Consider the following 19,149-nt stretch of genomic DNA (forward strand, 5'->3'; position numbering starts at 1 on the left):
GGTTCACAGGGGCGTTCCGGGCGGCCGGGCCGGACGTGGTCCTAGAATCTGATCCCGTGAGCACCCAGGACGCGACGCCGACCACGCCGGACGGCAGCGAGCAGCAGGCCGGCAGCACCCCCCTCGACCTCGACATCCCGCAGGCCCGCGCGGCCGAGAAGGCCCCGGAGGTCGCCGCGAAGCCGGCCCGCCGCGCGGTCGTCGCGGAGGACGAGGCCCTCATCCGCATGGACGTCGTCGAGACGCTGCGCGAGGCGGGCTTCGACGTGGTCGGTGAGGCCGGGGACGGCGAGCAGGCCGTGGCCCTCGCCACGGAGCTCAAGCCCGACGTCGTGGTCATGGACGTCAAGATGCCGGTGCTCGACGGGATCTCCGCGGCCGAGCGCATCGCGAAGGCCCACCTCGCGCCGGTCGTGCTGCTCACCGCGTTCTCGCAGACCGAGCTCGTCGAGCGGGCGCGCGACGCCGGCGCGATGGCGTACGTCGTCAAGCCGTTCAGCCCGGCGGACCTGCTGCCGGCGGTCGAGATCGCGATCTCCCGCTACGCGCAGATCTCCGCGCTGGAGTCCGAGGTGGCCGACCTGGCCGAGCGCTTCGAGACCCGCAAGCGCGTGGACCGCGCCAAGGGCCTGCTCATGACGAAGATGGGCCTGACGGAGCCGGAGTCGTTCCGCTGGATCCAGAAGACCTCGATGGACCGCCGCCTCACGATGCGCGAGGTCGCGGACGCGGTCATCGAGCAGGTCGGCGGCGGCGCCTGACGCCCCACCCCGCCCGGTTGCTCCCCGAGGCCCGGTCCGCCCGTCGTGGCGGACCGGGCCTCGGCGCGTCCGGGCGGAGCGCGGCCCACGAGCCCCTCGTTGGTCACGAATCGGCAACAACCACTCGTTGAGACACAGCCGACACATGTCGGACACATGCGGCCCCTACGTTCACGGCCACAGCACCGGCCGGGGCTCCCGGCCGGCAGTACTCACCGACAGGGGTACCACGCATGATTCGTACGACACACGCCGTCCAGGCGGCGGCCCTCGCCGGCGCCGTCGCGCTGGTGCTCACCGCGTGCTCCAGCTCCGACGACGGCGGGTCCGGCGACGACGAGACGGCCGGCGGTGACGGCAGCCCGCTGATCGTCGGCACGCTCCTCCCGCAGACCGGCACCCTGGCGTACCTCGGCCCGCCGGAGGTCGCCGGCGTCGACCTGGCGATCAAGGAGATCAACGAGGCGGGCGGCGTCCTGGGTCAGGACGTCGAGGTCACGCACGCGGACTCCTCGGACGCCGACCACGCCGAGGTCGCGACCCAGTCGGTGACCGACCTGCTCTCGCAGGACGTGCAGGTCATCATCGGTGCGGCGTCCTCGTCCGTCACGCTCAACGTGATCGACGACATCACGGGCGCCGAGGTCGTGCAGATCTCGCCGGCGAACACCGCGACGTCGCTGTCCGGCTACTCGGACTTCTACTTCCGCACCGCCCCGCCGGACACGGTCCAGGGCTCGGCGCTCGGCAACCTCATCACCGGTGACGGGCACTCCAACATCGGCATCCTGGTGTTCAACGACGACTACGGCACCTCGCTGCGCGACGTCGTCAAGGAGACCGTCGAGGCCACGGGCGCGACCGTCGTCTACGGCAACCCGGGCGAGGAGTTCGACCCGGCCGCGAGCAGCTTCGCGACCGACGTCACGGCGCTCATGGCCACCAACCCCGACGCGGTCGTGGTGCTGGCGTTCGAGCAGACCAAGCAGATCATCCCCGAGCTCGCCGCCGCCGGCGTCGACCCGTCGACGATCTACATGGTGGACGGCAACACGGCGGACTACTCGGCGGACTTCGAGCCGGGCACGCTCGAGGGCGCCCAGGGCACCATCCCCGGCGCGTTCCCCAGCGACGAGTTCCAGGCGCGCCTCAAGGAGGTCGACGCGAACCTCACCGACTACGCCTACGGCCCCGAGTCGTACGACGCGACGATCCTGGCGGCCCTCGCGGCGGTCAAGGGCGGCGCCACCGACGGCCCGACGATCCAGGCGAACCTGGCGGCGGTCTCCGGCGCGGACGGCGGCGAGGAGTGCTCCACGTTCGCGGACTGCGTCGAGCTCCTGGACGGCGGCAGCGACATCCACTACGTCGGCCAGGCGGGCACCGGCCCGTTCAACGAGGACAACGACCCGTCGTCGGCGTTCATCGGCGTCTACAAGTACGGGGCCGACAACAAGAACGTCTGGGTGAAGGCGGTCGAGGGCTCCGTCGAGTGACGCGAGCCTGACCGGCGGCAGCCGGCAGCACCACCCCCGGGGCCCGGGACGCCACGCGCGTCCCGGGCCCCGGCGCGTGCCCCGGAGGGCTTCCACGGGCGCGGTGGGGCGGCGTACGGTCGGCCGGGCACGGGCCGCGCGGCCCGGCGCACCGTCCGCGAGGGGGACCAACGATGTGCCGGAACATCACGACGCTGCGGGGGCTGGAGCCGGCCGCGACGCCCGAGGAGGTCGAGGCCGCTGCGCGGCAGTTCGTCCGCAAGGTCACGGGCGTCCAGGCCACCAGCGCGGCGACCCACGAGCCCGTCGAGCGGGCCGTCGCGGAGGTGGCGGCGATCGTCACGCGGCTGCTCGCCGAGCTCCCGGACCGGCGGCGCCCGCCGGCCACCGTGCCGCCGCTGCGGCGCCCGGAGGTGCGGGCACGCCTCGGGATGGGGCCGTTCGACGCGGGGGAGCCGGAGGACGGCGCAGGGCACGACCACGCGCACCCGCACGACCACGACCACCCGCACGCGCACCCGCACGACCACGCGCACCCGGACCACGCGCACCCGGACCACGCGCACCCGCACACGCAGGAGCCCGCGCCCGCCTGACGGCGGACGCGGGCTCCCGACGGGCAGGCGGGCTCAGCCCTGCGGGGCGTCCCGCTGCGCCGCGGCCTCGACGTCGGTGGCGAGCGTCCCGAGGTACAGCTCGATGACCTTCGGGTCGTTCATCAGCTCGCGCCCGGGGCCCGAGTAGGCGTTCGACCCCTGGTCGAGCACGTACGCCCGGTCGCAGATCTGCAGGCACCGCCGGGCGTTCTGCTCGACGATGACGACCGACACGCCCGCCTTGTTGATCTTGCGGGTCCGCAGGAACGTCTCGTCCTGGCGGACGGGGGACAGGCCCGCGGACGGCTCGTCGAGCAGCAGCACGGACGGGTCCATCATGAGCGCGCGCGCCATCGCGACCATCTGCCGCTCGCCGCCGGACAGCGACCCGGCGCGCTGCTTGCGCCGCTCGCCGAGCACCGGGAACAGGTCGACGATGAAGTCGAACCGCTCCGCGAACCGCTTGGGGGCCTGGAACAGCCCCATCTCGAGGTTCTCCTGGATGGACAGCGACGGGAACACGTTGTTGGTCTGCGGCACGAACCCGACGCCCCGTCGCACCAGCGAGTCGGCGCGGTGGTTGGTGATGTCCTCGCCCTTCAGCACCACCGAGCCGGACCGGATCGTCACCAGCCCGAACAGCGCCTTGAGCAGCGTCGACTTGCCGGCGCCGTTCGGGCCGATGATGCCGACGAGCTCCCCGGGGTGCACCACGAGGTTGCAGTCGTTGAGGATGTTGACGCCCGGCACGTAGCCCGCCACCAGGTCGGTCGCCGCGAGCAGCGGCTCGCCCGCGGGCGCCCCGCGGTGGACGGTCGAGGGGTCGGACCCCTGCACGGCGGTGCTGCTCATCGGGTGCCCTCCTTCGTGTCGGTGCCGGTGTCGGTGCCGGCGAACGCGTCGTCCACCTCGCCGGCCTCCTCGGCCTCGAGGCGCGCGATGCCGTCCTCGAGCAGCGCGTCGTCGCCCAGGTCGGTGTCGTGGTGCGCGCCCAGGTACGCGTCGATCACGGCCTGGTCGGCCATCACGGCCTCGGGCGGCCCCTCGGCGACGATCCGGCCCTCCGCCATGACGACCACCCAGTCCGAGATGTGCCGGACCATGTGCATGTCGTGCTCGACGAACAGCACGGTCGTGCCGTCCTCGCGCAGCGCCTGGATGTGGCCGAGCAGCGACTGCGTCAGCGCCGGGTTCACGCCGGCCATCGGCTCGTCGAGCATGACCATCGTGGGGTCCGACATCAGCGCCCGCGCCATCTCGAGCAGCTTGCGCTGGCCGCCGGACAGCGAGCCCGCGTAGTCGTCGCGCTTGGCGTCGAGCTTGAACCGGACCAGCAGCTCCTCGGCCTTCTCGGTGATCTCCTTCTCGCGCGCCCTCCACAGCGGCGGCACCAGCGCGGTGAACAGGTTCTCGCCGGGCTGGCGGGTGGCCCCGAGCCGCATGTTCTCGATGACGGTCATGCGGGACAGCGCCTTGGTCAGCTGGAAGGTGCGGACCATGCCGGAGCGGGCGACGCGCGCCGCCGCGACCCCGGACAGGGACCGTCCCTCGAACGACCACGTGCCGGTGCTCGGCCGGTCGAACCCGGTCAGCAGGTTGAACAGCGTCGTCTTGCCGGCGCCGTTCGGGCCGATGAGGGCGGTGATCGCGCCGCGCTGCACCTCGAGGTGCTCCACGTCGACGGCGGTCATGCCGCCGAAGTGCCGGGTGACCCCGTCGGCGACGACGATCGCGTCGGGCTTCGGGATGCCGGGGGTGCGGGCGACGTGCGCCAGGTCGGCCGTGACGCGGTCCTTGCCGCTGGCCGTCGTCGCGTGCGGGACGGGCGGCGGCACGTGGCCGCGGGGGACGTCAGCGGACATCGATCGCCAGCTCCTTCTTGTCGCCGAGGATGCCTTGGGGCCGGAAGATCACCAGCAGCATGAGCGTCACGCCGACGACGATCCAGCCGAACTGCTCGATCTGCTCGGTGCGCATCACGGACTCGGGGACGCCGACGCGCATGACGGACTTGATGAGCATGAGCGAGACCCAGAAGATGATCGACCCGAGCACCGGCCCGAACACCGTCGCGGCGCCGCCGAGCAGCAGGATCGTCCAGACGAAGAACGTCATGGGGCGGCCCATCGAGTCGGGCTGCACCGCCCGGGGCAGGACGTAGATGATGCCCGCCACGGCGCCGATCACCCCGCCGAGCACCAGGGACTGCATCTTGTACGAGTAGACGTTCTTGCCGAGCGACCGCACGGCGTCCTCGTCCTCGCGGATGCCCTTGAGCACCCGGCCCCACGGGCTGCGGATGAGCAGCCACACCAGCAGGCACGCCAGGGCGACGACCGCCCAGCCGACGATGCGGATCCACCACGAGTTGGACGCGTTCATCGAGTACTCGAACGGTCCGATCGCGAGGTTGCCGTCCGGGAACGGCGACGCGTCCTGGAACGTGTCCTTGTACGAGTTGCCGCGCAGCCCGGACGAGGCGCCCGTCAGGTCCGTCAGGGCGGTGGACCGCCCGACGAGGCGGATGATCTCGGCGGCGGCGATCGTCACGATCGCCAGGTAGTCGCCGCGCAGCTTGAGCGTGGGGATGCCGAGCAGCAGGGCGAACACGGCGGCGCAGGCGATCGCGACGAGCACCGCGGCCCACAGCGGCCACCCGGCGATGGTCGAGATCGCGAAGCCGTAGGCACCGAGCAGCATGAACCCGGCCTGGCCCATGTTCAGCAGGCCGGTGAGGCCGAAGTGCACGTTGAGGCCGATGGCCGCCAGCGCGTAGGCGGCGGTGGTCGGGGCGAAGATCTCGCCCGCGACGTTGACGAGGATGCGGGACCACTCCATGACGGCTCCTTAACCGATCCGCTCGGCGCGTCCGAGGATGCCCTGGGGCCGCAGCAGCAGGACGAGGATGAGGATGAGCAGGGCGCCGGCGTAGCGCATGTCGCTCGGGATGACGAGGTTCGACATCTCGACCACCAGGCCGATGACGATCGAGCCGGCCAGCGCGCCGAACGCCTGGCCGAGGCCGCCCAGCGTCACCGCGGCGAACATGAGGAGCAGCAGCGCGCCGCCCATGTTCCACGACGTCGCGTTGAGGTACAGGCCCATGAGCACGCCGCCGAGCGCGGCGAGCGCCGCACCGAGCACCCAGACGAGCCGCACGATGCGGTCGACGGTGATGCCCGACGCCGCCGCCAGCGCCGGGTTGTCGGAGACCGCCCGGGTGGCGCGGCCGACCCGGGTGCCGAGCAGGAAGTACGCCACCGCGGCGAGCACGACGGCCGCCAGCAGCAGCGACCACAGCGACGTCGTGCTGATCCGGACCGGACCGAGCGTGACCGTCGTCGGGTTCGTCGTGACGATGCGCAGCGCGCCCCCGCCGAAGAAGAACTGGTACGTGTACTGCAGCGCCATCGACAGACCGATCGTGACGATCATCTGCTGCGTGGTGCCGACCCGACGCTTGCGCAGCGGGTGCCACATCCCCGCGTCCTGCAGCCAGCCCGACGCCGCGCCGACCACCACGGCCAGCACGCCCGCGACGAGCAGCGGCAGGCCCCAGAGCTGGACGCCGACGTACGCGGCGATCGCGCCGAGCGTCACCTGCTCGCCGTGCGCGAAGTTCGACAGGCCCGTGGTGCCGTAGATCAGCGACAGCCCGACGGAGGCCAGCGCGAGCAGCACGCCGAACACCAGGCCGCTGCTCGCCTGCTGCGCGAGACGCCCCCAGGAGAACCCGCCGGAGCTGGACGACCCGGTGGGGGCCCCCACCTCGTCGGACGGGGCCGGCGCGGTGCTGGCCGGGTCGGGGGCGGCGGTCTCGTCGCCACCCCCGGCGGGCGCCGCGGGCTCGCCCAGCGGGAACAGCACGCCCGCGGAGGACCCGAGCGCGACCGTCACGGTGCGCGGGTTGCCCGACGGGTCGCGCAGCGTCTCGCCCGCGGGGAGCGTCGCGGTGTCGAGCGTGACCGTGTAGTCGCCCGCCTCGGTCACGGCCAGCGTCCAGCGGCCGTCGGCGTCCGTGGTGGCCTGGCTCGCGCCCCCGGGACCCTCGACGTCGAGCACGACGCCGGCAGCGGGCTGCTGGTCGGACGTGCGGATGGTGCCGTTGAGGCAGCCGGTGGCGGCGTCGGCGACGCACCCGGCCGCCGCCGCCCGGGCGGTGCCCGGGACGGCCACGGTGAGGAGCAGGGTGAGCAGGAGCGCGCCGAGGACGGCGAGCGCCCCGGCGGTGGAACGGTCCCTGGTTGCGGCTCGGCGCACCTGGTCCTCCGTCCGGTCGTGGCCGACGGATCGGCCGGAGTCGGCTGCGGTTTCCGGCGAGCACGCAGCACGACCGGGAGGCCGGGCGCGTCACGTTCTGCTCTCCGTGAGTTGGCGCGACAGTAGGGAGCAATAGTTTCCGGATGATTACGGGCGTGTTCGAGGCGTTCGCGGCCTGCGGGCGCCGGGCGGGCGCCGGTGCGCGGCCGGCCGTCCCGCTCCTCCGGAGGGCCGTTCACCCGGGCGTGTGAGCCGGTTCACGGCCCGGCGTGCTGACCAGGCCGTTCGCGGACGGACGCCGGGACCGCTGCCGGGGGCGACTAGGCAGAACGGGCGGTCGTGGGCCATGATCGGGCTGCCGCAGGGGGTGCAGCAGGCTCGCGACGACATCGTTGTCGTCGCCCCGTCCGAGTGCCGAGGAGGAGGTCGCCGTGCCGTCACCCGTCGCCGTGCGCCCTGCCCGACCCGAGGACCTCGACGTCCTCGTCGCCCTGAGCCTCGCCGCCCGCGCGGAGTCGGTGGTGGGCGCGCAGCTCTGCACGGACGACGCGGACCGGCTGCGGCACCAGATCGGCGCGCTCGTGGGCGAGCCCGGGGCGTGCGGGCTCGTCGGCCTGCTGGACGGCGAGGTCTGCGGCCTGGCCCTCGCCCGCATCGTCGGGCCGAGCCTGTTCACCGACGAGGTGGCCGTGTCGATCGAGGCGGTCTACGTCGCCGAGGGCGCGCGCCGCCGCGGCGTGGGTCACGCGCTGCTCGGCGCCGTGGTCGAGGAGGCGCAACGGGCCGGTGCCGCGGACGTGCTCGCGGTGCCGCTGCCGGGCGCGCGCGGGATGCTGCGGTTCCTCGCCCGCCTGGGGTTCGCCCCGGCGGCGGCCCACCGCGTGGCCAGCACCGAGGCGCTGCAGCGCCGGCTCGTCGCGGACGCCCCGGCCCGCCGCAGCGCGCGCGTCGGGCTGGACGACCTCATCGCGCGCCGGCGCCGGGCCCGGGCGGGCCGGGCGGCGACGCCGGCGGAGGCCGCGGTGGCTCAGACCGGGCGGTCGTCGATCAGCATGCAGGTCAGCCGCGCGGAGCAGATCCGCCGGCCGCGCGGGTCCTCGACCACGACGTCGTAGGTCGCCACCCGCCCGCCGAGGTGCACGGCGGTCGCGGTGCCCGTGACCACGCCCTCGGTCGCCGACCGGTGGTGCGTGCAGCTCAGCTCGATGCCCACGGCGCGCCGCCCGGGACCCGCGTGCGCGGCGGCGGCGTACGAGCCGAGGGTCTCGGCCAGCACCGCCGACGCCCCGCCGTGGAGCAGGCCGTAGGGCTGCACGTTGCCGGCGACCGGCAGCGTCCCGACGGCGCGCTGCGGCGTCACCTCCAGCAGCGTCATGCCGAGGCGCTCCATGAGCGTGCCGGGCGGGAAGGCGAGGCCGGGGTCGCCGGGGGTGCCGGTGGTCTCGGGGGCGTCGGTGGGGTGCGGGCCGGTGTCGGACATGCCCGATAGGTTGGCACCCGTGACTGACGCGACGCGACTCCCCGCCGGCGGGCAGCCCGCACGACTGCTCCTGGTCGACGGCCACTCGATGGCGTACCGGGCGTTCTTCGCCCTCCCGGTGGACAAGTTCGCCACCTCGACCGGGCAGCCCACCAACGCGGTGTTCGGGTTCGTGTCGATGCTCGCCAACCTGCTGCGGGACGAGGAGCCGACGCACGTCGCGGTGGCGTTCGACGCCGGCCGCACGACGTTCCGCACCGAGCAGTACGAGGAGTACAAGGCCAACCGCTCGGCCTCCCCGGAGCCGTTCCGCGGGCAGGTCGACGTCATCAAGCAGGTCCTGGCGACCATGCACATCCCGACGCTCGACAAGCCGGGGTTCGAGGCCGACGACATCCTCGCGACGCTCGCGCGCCAGGGCGCGGCCGAGGGCATGGACGTGCTCATCTGCTCCGGCGACCGCGACTCGCTCCAGCTCGTCAACGAGCGGGTCACCGTGCTCTACCCCGTCAAGGGCGTGTCCGAGCTCGCGCGGATGACGCCCGAGGCGGTCGAGGCCAAGTACGCCGTGCCGCCGTCCCGGTACCCCGACGTCGCGGCGCTGGTCGGGGAGTCCTCCGACAACCTCCCGGGCGTGCCGGGCGTCGGGCCGAAGACGGCCGCGAAGTGGATCACGACGTACGACGGCCTGCAGGGCGTCGTCGCCCACGTCGACCAGATCACCGGCAAGGCGGGGGAGTCGCTGCGCGCGCACCTCGACCAGGTGCTGCTCAACCGCCAGCTCAACCGGCTGCTGGACGACCTGGAGCTGCCGCTCGGCCCGGAGGACCTGGCCGCGCGCCCGTGGGACCGCGAGGCGCTGCACACCATCCTCGACGAGCTCGAGTTCCGGACCCTGCGGGACCGGCTGTTCGCGATGCTGCCGGGCGAGGGCGACGGGGCGGGCGACGTCGCGGGCCCGTCCGAGGGCCCCGGGATGGTCACGCCGGTGGACGGCGGGCTGGCCGCGTGGCTCGGGCGGCACGCCGGCGCGCGCACCGCGGTCGACGTGCAGGGCTCGGCGTCCCCGGCGGGCGGCGACGCGTGGGGGATCGCCCTGGTCGTCGGCGACGAGGCCGTGGCGTACGACCTGGCGCAGATCGCCCCGGAGGACGAGGCGGCGCTCGGCGCCTGGCTGGCGGACCCCGCGCAGCCGAAGGTGCTGCACGCCGCGAAGGAGGCCTGGCACGCGCTGGCCGGCCGCGGGTTCGCGCTCGAGGGCGTCGAGTTCGACACCGAGCTGGGGGCGTACCTGCTGCAGCCGGACCGCCGCGGCTACGACCTGTCGGACCTCGCGATCGGCTACCTGCGGCGCGAGCTCGGCGCGGTGGCGGACGACTCCGGCCAGGGCGCGCTCGACCTCGACCTGGAGGGCTCGCAGGAGGGTGCCCGCGGCGCCGTCCGCGCGGCGGCGGTGCTGGACCTCGTCGACGTGCTCGGCGGGCAGCTCGCGGACCGCGGGGCCGACCACCTGCTGCGCGACGTCGAGCTGCCGCTCGAGGGCGTGCTGGAGCGCATGGAGCACGTCGGCATCGCCGCCGACGCCGAGTACCTCTCCGCGCTCGAGAAGGAGTACGACACCGCGGTGCAGCGCGCCGCCGCCGAGGCGTACGACGTCATCGGGCGGGAGGTGAACCTCGGCTCGCCGAAGCAGCTCCAGGAGGTGCTGTTCGACCAGCTCGAGATGCCGAAGACCAAGAAGATCAAGACCGGCTACACCACCGACGCCAACGCGCTGGCGGACCTGTTCGCCCGCACCGGCCACCCGTTCCTCGAGCACCTGCTCGCGCACCGCGACGCGATCCGCCTCCGGCAGACCGTCGAGGGCCTGCTGCGGTCCGTCGCACCCGACGGGCGGATCCACACGACGTTCCAGCAGACGATCGCGGCGACCGGGCGGCTGTCGTCCACGGACCCGAACCTGCAGAACATCCCGATCCGCACCGAGGCCGGCCGGCAGATCCGCCGGGCGTTCGTGGTCGGCGCGGGCTACGAGACGCTGCTGACCGCCGACTACTCGCAGATCGAGATGCGGATCATGGCGCACCTGTCCGGCGACGCCGGGCTCATCGAGGCGTTCACCGCGGGGGAGGACCTGCACTCCTACGTCGGCTCCCGGGTGTTCGGCGTGCCGACCGACCAGGTGAGCAGCGCGCAGCGCTCCAAGATCAAGGCGATGTCCTACGGCCTGGCGTACGGCCTGTCGTCGTACGGCCTGTCGCAGCAGCTCAAGATCGACGTCGCCGAGGCCTCGGCGCTCATGCGGGACTACTTCTCGCGGTTCGGCGGCGTGCGCGACTACCTGTCCGGCGTGGCCGACGAGGCGCGCGCGACCGGCTACACCGCGACGATCCTCGGCCGGCGCCGCTACCTGCCGGATCTGACGAGCGACAACCGGATCCGCCGGGAGGCCGCCGAGCGCATGGCGCTCAACGCGCCCATCCAGGGCAGCGCGGCCGACATCATCAAGCTGGCGATGCTCGGCGTGCAGCGGGAGCTCGACGCCCAGGGGCTCGCCTCCCGGCTGCTGCTCCAGGTGCACGACGAGCTCGTGCTCGAGGTCGCGCCCGGCGAGCGCGAGGCCGTCGAGGCGCTGGTACGCGCGCAGATGGGTTCGGCGTACGCGCTCGACGTCCCCCTGGACGTGTCGGTCGGCGTCGGCCCGAGCTGGCACGCCGCCGGCCACTGACCCACGCCCCCCTGCCCCACCGCGCCCCCACCCCCGGCCCGCGTGAGGCCGTCCTCCAGGCCCGAGGTCGTCACCTCGGGCCGAGGTCGTCAGGTGGGACGCACGACCTCGGCCGCAGGTGACGACCTCGCCGGTTGCGTCGGCACCCGGCCGGCGGCGGTCAGGCCGGGCGGTGCGCCACGAGGATCAGCGTGCCGGGGAGGTGCGCGCCGCGCAGCGGGCTCCAGCCGCCCCACGTCCGGTCGTGCCCCTCGGGCCAGGCGGGCTCGACCAGCGCGTCCAGCACCAGGCCGGCCGCGACGACGTCGGCCACGTGGTCCCCGACGGTCCGGTGGTACTCCGCGTACAGCACGCGCCCCTGCTCGTCCTGCTCCACGTAGGGCCGCCGGTCGAAGTACGAGCGGTCCGCGGTCAGGCCCCGCGGGCCCGGGTCGTCGGGGAACGCCCACCGCACGGGGTGCGTCACCGAGCACACCCACCGGCCGCCCGGCCGCAGCACCCGGGCCGCCTCGGCGTGGACCCGAGCGGCGTCGGGGACGAACGGGATCGCGCCGTAGGCGGTGAACACGGCGTCGAACGACGCGTCCGGGAACGGCAGCGCCCGCGCGTCGGCCTGGACGAGCGGCACCGGCGTGCGCGCCCCGTCGACCGGCCCGGCGTCGGTGAGCCGGCCCGCACCGGACGCGGCCCGCTCACCGGCGCCCGCGCCGCCGCCCGCGCCGCCGCCCGCGACCCGGTCGGCCCGGTCCAGCCGCGCGGCGGCCCGCAGCATCCCGCCGGAGACGTCGGTCGCCACCGCCAGCGCCCCGTGCGCGGCGAGCCAGCGCGAGCACTGCGCCGCGCCCGCCCCGACCTCGAGCACCCGTCGCCCGGCGACGTCGCCGAGCAGCCGCGCGTCCGCCTCGCGCAGCCCCTCCGGGCACCACACGAAGTCGGCGTCGCCGAGGAACGACCCGTGCTCGTCGAGGTACTCGCCGGCGTTCGCGTCCCACCAGCGACGGCCCGCGCCCTCGACGGCGCCCGCGGGGACGTCGACGTAGCCGGCGGACGCCAGCGGGCCCGGGGCCGGCGCGCCGCCCGGACCCGCGTCCCGGCTGCCGGGCTGCTCCTGGCTGGTCACCCCCCGACCGTAGTGCCCCGGGACCTCCGGCTCACGGCCGCGGACCGGGTACGGATAGCCTGGTCGCGTCGCGCGACGGAGCTGCGGCCCACCCCCACCCCCTGGATGAAGGAGACCTCAGCGTGCGAGTCGGACTGCTCACCGGCGGCGGCGACGTCCCCGGCCTGAACGCCGCGATCCGGGCCGTGGTGAAGCGCGGCGAGGGGGAGTACGGGCACTCGATCATCGGGTTCCGCAACGGCTGGCGCGGCGTCGTCGACGGCGACATCGTGCCGCTCACCCGCAACCACATCCGCAACGTCCTGCCGATCGGCGGCACGCTGCTCGGCACGGCCCGGTACCACCCGCACGCCTCGAACGGCGGCATGGACGGCGTGCTGGCGACGCTCGAGGCGGAGCGCATCGAGGCCCTCATCTGCATCGGCGGCGACGGCACCCTGCACGCGGCGTCGAAGGTGGCCGAGGCCGGCGTCAAGATCGTCGCGATCCCCAAGACGATCGACAACGACGTGTGGGGGACCGACCGGTCGATCGGCTTCGACACGGCCGTGGAGATCGCCACGGAGGCCCTGGACCGGGTCCACACGACGGCCGAGTCGCACAACCGCGTCATGATCGTCGAGGTCATGGGCCGGCACGCCGGGTGGATCGCGGTCACGTCGGGCATCGCCGGCGGGGCCGAGGTCGTCCTCGCGCCGGAGGAGCCGTTCGACATCGACGCGGTCATCAAGTTCCTCAAGCACCGGCACCGCGCGCACGCGAACTTCTCGATCGTCGTCGTGGCGGAGGGCGCGGTGCCCGCTGAGGGCACGTCGATGTCCTACGAGGCGCCGGTCGGCCAGTTCGGCGAGATCGTCGCGGGCGCCATCGGCGAGCGGGTCAAGGCGGAGATCGAGCAGCGCACCGGCTTCGACACGCGCGTGACCGTGCTCGGGCACGTGCAGCGCGGCGGCAGCCCCGTCCCGGCGGACCGGATCCTCGGCAGCCGCTTCGGCGTGGCGGCCATCGACGCGATCAGCCGCGGGGAGTCCAACGTGATGACCGCGCTGCGCGGCGAGGAGGTCGTCCTGGTGCCGCTGCCCGAGATCGCGGGCAAGGTCAAGCACGTGCCGGCGGACCTCCTGCGGGTGGCCCGGGCCCTGGCCTGATCGCTTTGACCGGCCGTCACCGCGACCGGTAAGGTATTCGGCGGTGTGGCGTGCCCTGCCGCGACCTCCCGGGGTCGCCCCGAGGGGCCGCCGCGCCGTCGAATCCCTGTCCGCACGACAACTGTCCGCATCGGAGCCCATCCCTACATGAGCATCTCCACCCCCGCCAAGCCCGGCACCCCGCAGGTCGCGGTCAACGACATCGGCTCGGCCGAGGACTTCCTCGCCGCCGTCGACGCCACCATCAAGTACTTCAACGACGGTGACATCGTCGAGGGCACCATCGTCAAGGTCGACCGCGACGAGGTCCTGCTCGACATCGGCTACAAGACCGAGGGCGTCATCCCGTCCCGCGAGCTGTCCATCAAGCACGACGTGGACCCGGGCGAGGTCGTCAAGGTCGGTGACGAGGTCGAGGCCCTCGTCCTCCAGAAGGAGGACAAGGAAGGCCGGCTGATCCTGTCCAAGAAGCGCGCCCAGTACGAGCGCGCCTGGGGCACGATCGAGAAGATCAAGGAGGAGGACGGCGTCGTCACCGGCACCGTCATCGAGGTGGTCAAGGGTGGCCTCATCCTCGACATCGGCCTCCGCGGCTTCCTGCCCGCCTCCCTGGTGGAGATGCGTCGCGTCCGTGACCTCCAGCCGTACGTCGGCAAGGAGATCGAGGCGAAGATCATCGAGCTCGACAAGAACCGCAACAACGTGGTCCTGTCGCGCCGCGCGTGGCTCGAGCAGACGCAGTCCGAGGTCCGCTCCACCTTCCTGCAGACCCTGCAGAAGGGCCAGGTGCGCCCCGGTGTCGTGTCCTCGATCGTCAACTTCGGTGCGTTCGTCGACCTGGGCGGCGTGGACGGGCTCGTGCACGTCTCCGAGCTGTCCTGGAAGCACATCGACCACCCGTCCGAGGTCGTCGAGGTCGGCCAGGAGGTCACGGTCGAGGTCCTGGACGTCGACTTCGACCGCGAGCGGGTCTCGCTGTCGCTGAAGGCGACGCAGGAGGACCCGTGGCAGGCGTTCGCCCGGACGCACGCCATCGGCCAGGTCGTCCCCGGCAAGGTCACCAAGCTCGTCCCGTTCGGTGCGTTCGTGCGCGTCGAGGACGGCATCGAGGGCCTGGTGCACATCTCGGAGCTGGCCGTGCGCCACGTCGAGATCCCGGAGCAGGTCGTGCAGGTCGGCGACGACGTGTTCGTCAAGGTCATCGACATCGACCTGGAGCGCCGCCGCATCTCGCTGTCGCTCAAGCAGGCGAACGAGGGCTTCGACCCGACCTCCGAGGACTTCGACCCCGCGCTGTACGGCATGGCGGCCGAGTACGACGAGGAGGGGAACTACAAGTACCCCGAGGGCTTCGACCCGGCGACCAACGAGTGGCTCGAGGGCTACGAGACCCAGCGCGAGGCCTGGGAGGCGCAGTACGCCAAGGCCCACGAGCGCTGGGAGGCGCACCGCAAGCAGGTCCTGGACGCCGTCCAGGCCGACGCGGAGGCCGCGTCGGAGGGCTCGTCGTCCTCCTCCTCGGCCCCGGCCGGCGGTTCGTCGTCCTACTCCTCGGCCCCGGCCCAGGAGGCGACCGGCACGCTGGCGTCGGACGAGGCGCTCGCCGCGCTGCGCGAGAAGCTCACCGGCAACTGAGCCGACCGCCGGGCGTCCAGCCCGGCCACCGGTCCGACGGGCCGGCCACCTGCGGGTGGCCGGCCCGTCGGCGTTCCCGCGCCCGGTCCCGCCCCGGGCCGGGTGTCGGTGCTGCGTGAGAGGATCGACCTCGCCGCCCACCACCCCTTCTCGAGAGGCCGAGCTGTGCCTGCCCGCTCCACCACGCCCCGCCCGGCGACGCTCACCGGCTCGGTCCTGCGGCGCTCCCTGCTGCTCATGGGCCGCGGCATCGCGTCGCAGCCGCGCACGTACGTGCTGGCCATCAGCACGTCGGCGGCCTTCGGCGCGCTGACCGTCGCGGTGAGCCGGGTGCTCGGGTGGGCGACGGACACCGTGGTGGTGCCGGCGCTCGACGGCGACCCCGTCGCCCGGGGCCGGATCTGGCTGGCCGGCGGCGTGCTCGCGCTGGTGGCGGTCTCGCTCGCGGCGGCGGTCGCCGGCCGGCGGATCTTCGCGGGCATGGGCGTCGCCGACCAGCAGGCCATGCACCGGCGGGCCGTGACGCGGCAGTACCTGCGCCTGCCCATGACGTGGCACCGGCAGCACCCCACCGGCCAGCTGCTGTCGAACGCCTCGGCGGACGTCGAGGCCGCGACCGGTGTGTTCAACCCCCTGCCGTTCGCGCTGGGTGTCGTCGTGATGATCGGCGTCGCGGCCGTCGCGCTGCTGGCGACGGACGTGTGGCTGGCGGTGGCGGCGCTCGTGGTGCTGCCGGTCGCGGTGCTCGCGAACCTCGTGTTCCAGCGGCGGATGTCGCCGGCCGCGACGCGCGCGCAGCAGCTGCGGGCCGAGGTCGCGGACATCGCGCACGAGAGCTTCGAGGCGGCGCTGCTCGTGAAGTCCCTCGGCACGGAGGACCGGGAGGAGCGCCGGTTCGCCGAGCGCGCCGACCGGCTGCGGGCGGCGAACGTCCGCGTCGGCGTGGTCCGGGCCTACTTCGACCCGGTGATCGACATGCTGCCCGGCGTCGGCACGCTGCTGGTGCTGCTCGTGGGCGTCCAGCGCGTCGCGGCCGGGGCGGTGCAGACCGGGGACGTCGTGGCCGCCGCCTACCTGCTGACGCTCATGGCCGTCCCGGTGCGCGCGTTCGGGTGGGTGCTCGGGGAGCTCCCGCGGGCGCTCGTCGGCCACGACCGCGTCGCGCGGGTCGTCGACGCCGAGGGCGAGCTGCTCCCCGGGACGCGCCCCCTCGCGCGGGCGCCGCAGGGCGCGTCGCTGCGGATGTCCGGGGTCGGCGTGCGGGTGCCGGGGCCGGACGGGCCGGTCGACCTGCTGCGCGACGTCGACCTCGACGTGGCGCCCGGGCGCGTGGTCGCGGTGGTCGGGCCGACCGGTGCGGGCAAGACGACGCTCGTGTCGCTGGTCGCGCGGCTGACCGACCCGACCTCGGGCACCGTGGAGGTCGACGGCACGGACGTGCGCGACCTCGTGCCCGGCGACCTCACGGCGCAGGTGGTCCTGGTCGGCCAGCAGACCTTCGTGTTCGAGGACACCGTGCGCGGCAACGTCACGCTGTGCGACGCGGACGACCCGGACGCGCCCGGCGACGACGAGGTCTGGGCGGCCCTGCGGCTCGCGCGGGTCGACGGCGTCGTCAAGGACCTCCCGGGCGGGCTCGACGCCCCGCTCGGCGAGCGCGGGTCGAACCTGTCCGGCGGGCAGCGGCAGCGGCTGGCGATCGCGCGGGCGCTGGTCCGGCGCCCGCGGCTGCTCGTGCTCGACGACGCGACGTCGGCCGTCGACCCGCGCGTGGAGCAGGGGATCCTCACGGGGCTGCGGGAGCACACCGGGGGCGCGGCGGGCGGCCCGACGGTGCTGCTCGTCGCGTACCGGATGTCCTCGGTGCTGCTGGCGGACGAGGTCGTGCACGTCGCGGGCGGCCGGGTCGTCGACCGGGGGACGCACGCGGAGCTGCTCGCCCGCGACCCGGGGTACCGGGAGCTGGCGACCGCGTACGAGCAGGAGTCGGAGCGCCGCGCGGCCCGCCGCGCCGAGGCCCTGGAGGCGGAGCTCGAGGCCGAGGAGGAGCTCGAGACCGAGCTGCTCGTGGTGGAGGAGCAGGACGAGGAGGAGGTCCGATGACCGCGCCGCAGGCCGACGCGCTCGGAGGCGGCGCGCAGCTCGGGGTGCTCGGCACCCTGCGGCGCGGCGTGCAGGTGTCGCCGCAGCTCGTGCAGGGGCTGTGGCTGACGTTCGTGCTCGCGGTGCTGGCCGCCGCGGGCAAGGTCGTCGTGCCGGTCGCCGTGCAGCAGGTCATGGACACGGGCATCCTCGCCGAGGGCGGTCCGGACGTCCGTCGGGTCGTCACGCTCGTCACCCTCGCCGCGGTCGCGCTGCTCGCCGGCGGGCTCTGCTCCGCCCTCGTCAACGTGCGCCTGTTCCGCGCGTCGGAGGCCGGGCTCGCCCAGCTGCGGGTCCGGGCGTTCCGGCACGTGCACGACCTGTCGGTGCTCACGCAGAACACCGAGCGCCGCGGCTCGCTCGTGTCCCGCGTGACGTCGGACGTCGACACGATCTCGATGTTCGTGCAGTGGGGCGGCATCATGCTGCTCGTCTCCACCCTCCAGGTCGCGGTGGCGACGGCCCTCATGGCGGTGTACTCGTGGCAGCTCACCGTGCTCGTGTGGCTCTGCTTCGGCCCGCTGGCGCTGGCCCTGCGGCCCCTGCAGCGCCGGGTGAACGTGGCCTACACGCGGGTGCGCGAGCGGGTCGGAGCCATGCTCGGCGCCGTGTCGGAGGCCGTCGTCGGCGCCGAGACCATCCGCGCCTACGGGGTGCAGCGCCGCGTGCAGCGCACGGTCGACGGTCGCATCGACGCCACGCGCGACGCGATGGTGCGGGCGCAGAACACCGTCGCGGTCGTGTTCTCCTCCGGCGTGCTGGTGGCGAACCTCGTGCTGGCGGTCGTCGTCGTGGCGGGCACCGCGCTGGGCGCGGCCGGCGACCTGAGCGTCGGGCGCCTGCTGGCGTTCCTGTTCCTCGTCCAGCTGTTCACCGGACCGGTGCAGCAGGCCACCGAGGTGCTGAACGAGCTCCAGAACGCGGTCGCCGGGTGGCGGCGCGTGCTGGGCATCATCGACACGCCCGTGCAGGTGGCCGACCCCGGCCCGCGCGGCGTCCCGTCGCAGCGCGGGCCCGCGCAGGTCGAGCTGCGGGGCGTCGGCTTCGCGTACCCCGGCGGCCCGCCCGTGCTGCACGACGTCGACCTGAGCCTGCCCGCGGGCCGCTCGGTGGCCGTCGTCGGGGCGACGGGCTCGGGCAAGACGACGATCGCCAAGCTCGTCACGCGGCTCATGGACCCGACGTCCGGTGCGGTGCTGCTCGACGGCGCCGACCTGCGCACCGTCAGCACCGACCACCTGCGCCGCCGCGTGGTGATGGTGCCGCAGGAGGGGTTCCTGTTCGACAGCACCCTCGCGGACAACCTGCTGTACGGCCTGCGCCCCGGCCCGGACGGCGCGACGCCCGACCGCGCCGCCGCCGAGCCGCAGCTGCGCGCCGCGCTCGAGGAGCTCGGGATCGCCGACTGGGCGCAGGAGCTGCCGTCGGGTCTCGACACGCCCGTCGGGCAGCGCGGCGAGGCGCTGTCCGCGGGGGAGCGGCAGCTCGTCGCGCTCACCCGGGCGTACCTGGCGGACGCCGACCTGCTGGTGCTCGACGAGGCGACCTCGGCGGTCGACCCGGCGACGGAGGTCCGCATCGCACGCGCCCTGGACTCGCTCACCAGCGGCCGCAGCACGATCACCATCGCGCACCGGCTGTCCACCGCGGAGGCCGCCGACCTCGTCGTGGTCGTGGACGCCGGCAAGGTCGTGGAGGTCGGGCCGCACGAGCAGCTCGTGGCCCGGGACGGCGTGTACGCGGCGATGCACCGGGCGTGGGTCTCGCAGACGCGCTGACCGCC

Annotated in this window: 15 protein-coding genes; 9 read left to right on the plus strand and 6 right to left on the minus strand. The window is 74.0% G+C overall.

The features are described from left to right. The first annotated feature begins 134 nt into the window (after window positions 1–134). The 3 genes from AAHH18_RS02045 (at window position 135) to AAHH18_RS02055 (ending at window position 2,853) form a co-directional block, all read left to right on the plus strand. Window positions 135–761: an ANTAR domain-containing response regulator gene (locus tag AAHH18_RS02045; RefSeq protein ID WP_283322030.1), complete on the plus strand. Its 627-nt coding sequence runs from the start codon at window positions 135–137 to the stop codon at window positions 759–761. Window positions 762–994: 233 nt separating this feature from the next. Next, complete coding sequence (locus AAHH18_RS02050; protein ID WP_343300389.1) at window positions 995–2,257, plus strand: ABC transporter substrate-binding protein; 1,263 nt, start codon at window positions 995–997, stop codon at window positions 2,255–2,257. A gap of 173 nt (window positions 2,258–2,430) precedes the next feature. Next, a complete protein-coding gene (locus AAHH18_RS02055) occupies window positions 2,431–2,853 on the plus strand; it encodes a DUF2277 domain-containing protein (RefSeq protein WP_343300390.1) in 423 nt (140 codons plus the stop codon). A 33-nt stretch (window positions 2,854–2,886) separates the two neighbouring features. On the opposite strand, the gene AAHH18_RS02060 is transcribed toward AAHH18_RS02055, so the two are convergent. Genes AAHH18_RS02060 through AAHH18_RS02075 form a run of 4 tightly spaced genes read right to left on the minus strand, consistent with a single transcriptional unit; the run spans window position 2,887 to window position 7,113 of the window. Next, window positions 2,887–3,705, minus strand: coding sequence for an ABC transporter ATP-binding protein (locus AAHH18_RS02060; protein ID WP_283320199.1), 819 nt, complete (start codon window positions 3,703–3,705; stop codon window positions 2,887–2,889). Continuing rightward, window positions 3,702–4,715 (minus strand): ABC transporter ATP-binding protein, encoded by a 1,014-nt coding sequence (locus AAHH18_RS02065; protein ID WP_283320200.1) that lies wholly within the window; start codon window positions 4,713–4,715, stop codon window positions 3,702–3,704. Before AAHH18_RS02065 ends, AAHH18_RS02060 begins: the two co-directional genes overlap by 4 nt. Continuing rightward, complete coding sequence (locus AAHH18_RS02070) at window positions 4,705–5,691, minus strand: branched-chain amino acid ABC transporter permease (protein WP_283320201.1); 987 nt, start codon at window positions 5,689–5,691, stop codon at window positions 4,705–4,707. The genes AAHH18_RS02065 and AAHH18_RS02070 overlap by 11 nt, the downstream gene beginning before the upstream one ends. Before the next feature lie 9 nt (window positions 5,692–5,700). Next, window positions 5,701–7,113, minus strand: a complete 1,413-nt coding sequence (locus tag AAHH18_RS02075) for a branched-chain amino acid ABC transporter permease (RefSeq protein ID WP_343300391.1) — start codon at window positions 7,111–7,113, stop codon at window positions 5,701–5,703. A 431-nt stretch (window positions 7,114–7,544) separates the two neighbouring features. Between AAHH18_RS02075 and AAHH18_RS02080 the strand changes: the two genes are divergently transcribed. Beyond that, window positions 7,545–8,228, plus strand: a complete 684-nt coding sequence (locus AAHH18_RS02080) for a GNAT family N-acetyltransferase (RefSeq protein ID WP_283320203.1) — start codon at window positions 7,545–7,547, stop codon at window positions 8,226–8,228. Here AAHH18_RS02080 and AAHH18_RS02085 read toward each other — a convergent pair. Continuing rightward, window positions 8,141–8,593: a PaaI family thioesterase gene (locus tag AAHH18_RS02085; protein ID WP_459349062.1), complete on the minus strand. Its 453-nt coding sequence runs from the start codon at window positions 8,591–8,593 to the stop codon at window positions 8,141–8,143. The genes AAHH18_RS02080 and AAHH18_RS02085 overlap by 88 nt on opposite strands. On the opposite strand from AAHH18_RS02085, the gene polA reads away from it, so the two are divergent. Continuing rightward, entirely contained in the window at window positions 8,592–11,321 is a 2,730-nt protein-coding gene (gene polA / locus AAHH18_RS02090; protein WP_459349063.1) for a DNA polymerase I, read from the plus strand. The genes AAHH18_RS02085 and polA overlap by 2 nt on opposite strands. Window positions 11,322–11,481: 160 nt before the next feature. On the opposite strand, the gene AAHH18_RS02095 is transcribed toward polA, so the two are convergent. Continuing rightward, window positions 11,482–12,375, minus strand: a complete 894-nt coding sequence (locus tag AAHH18_RS02095) for a class I SAM-dependent methyltransferase (protein WP_343300454.1) — start codon at window positions 12,373–12,375, stop codon at window positions 11,482–11,484. A gap of 188 nt (window positions 12,376–12,563) precedes the next feature. Between AAHH18_RS02095 and AAHH18_RS02100 the strand changes: the two genes are divergently transcribed. The 4 genes from AAHH18_RS02100 to AAHH18_RS02115 all read left to right on the plus strand — a co-directional run bounded on the left by AAHH18_RS02100 (window position 12,564) and on the right by AAHH18_RS02115 (window position 19,144). Next, complete coding sequence (locus AAHH18_RS02100; protein WP_283320204.1) at window positions 12,564–13,589, plus strand: 6-phosphofructokinase; 1,026 nt, start codon at window positions 12,564–12,566, stop codon at window positions 13,587–13,589. Between the two features lie 147 nt (window positions 13,590–13,736). Then, complete coding sequence (rpsA, locus tag AAHH18_RS02105) at window positions 13,737–15,224, plus strand: 30S ribosomal protein S1 (protein ID WP_283320205.1); 1,488 nt, start codon at window positions 13,737–13,739, stop codon at window positions 15,222–15,224. A 237-nt stretch (window positions 15,225–15,461) separates the two neighbouring features. Beyond that, a complete protein-coding gene (locus AAHH18_RS02110; protein WP_343300455.1) occupies window positions 15,462–17,327 on the plus strand; it encodes an ABC transporter ATP-binding protein in 1,866 nt (621 codons plus the stop codon). Continuing rightward, a complete protein-coding gene (locus AAHH18_RS02115) occupies window positions 17,324–19,144 on the plus strand; it encodes an ABC transporter ATP-binding protein (RefSeq protein ID WP_343300392.1) in 1,821 nt (606 codons plus the stop codon). Before AAHH18_RS02110 ends, AAHH18_RS02115 begins: the two co-directional genes overlap by 4 nt. The last annotated feature ends 5 nt before the right edge of the window (window positions 19,145–19,149 follow it).

This window comes from Cellulomonas olei (assembly GCF_039548315.1).
Taxonomy (GTDB): Bacteria; Actinomycetota; Actinomycetes; order Actinomycetales; family Cellulomonadaceae; genus Cellulomonas.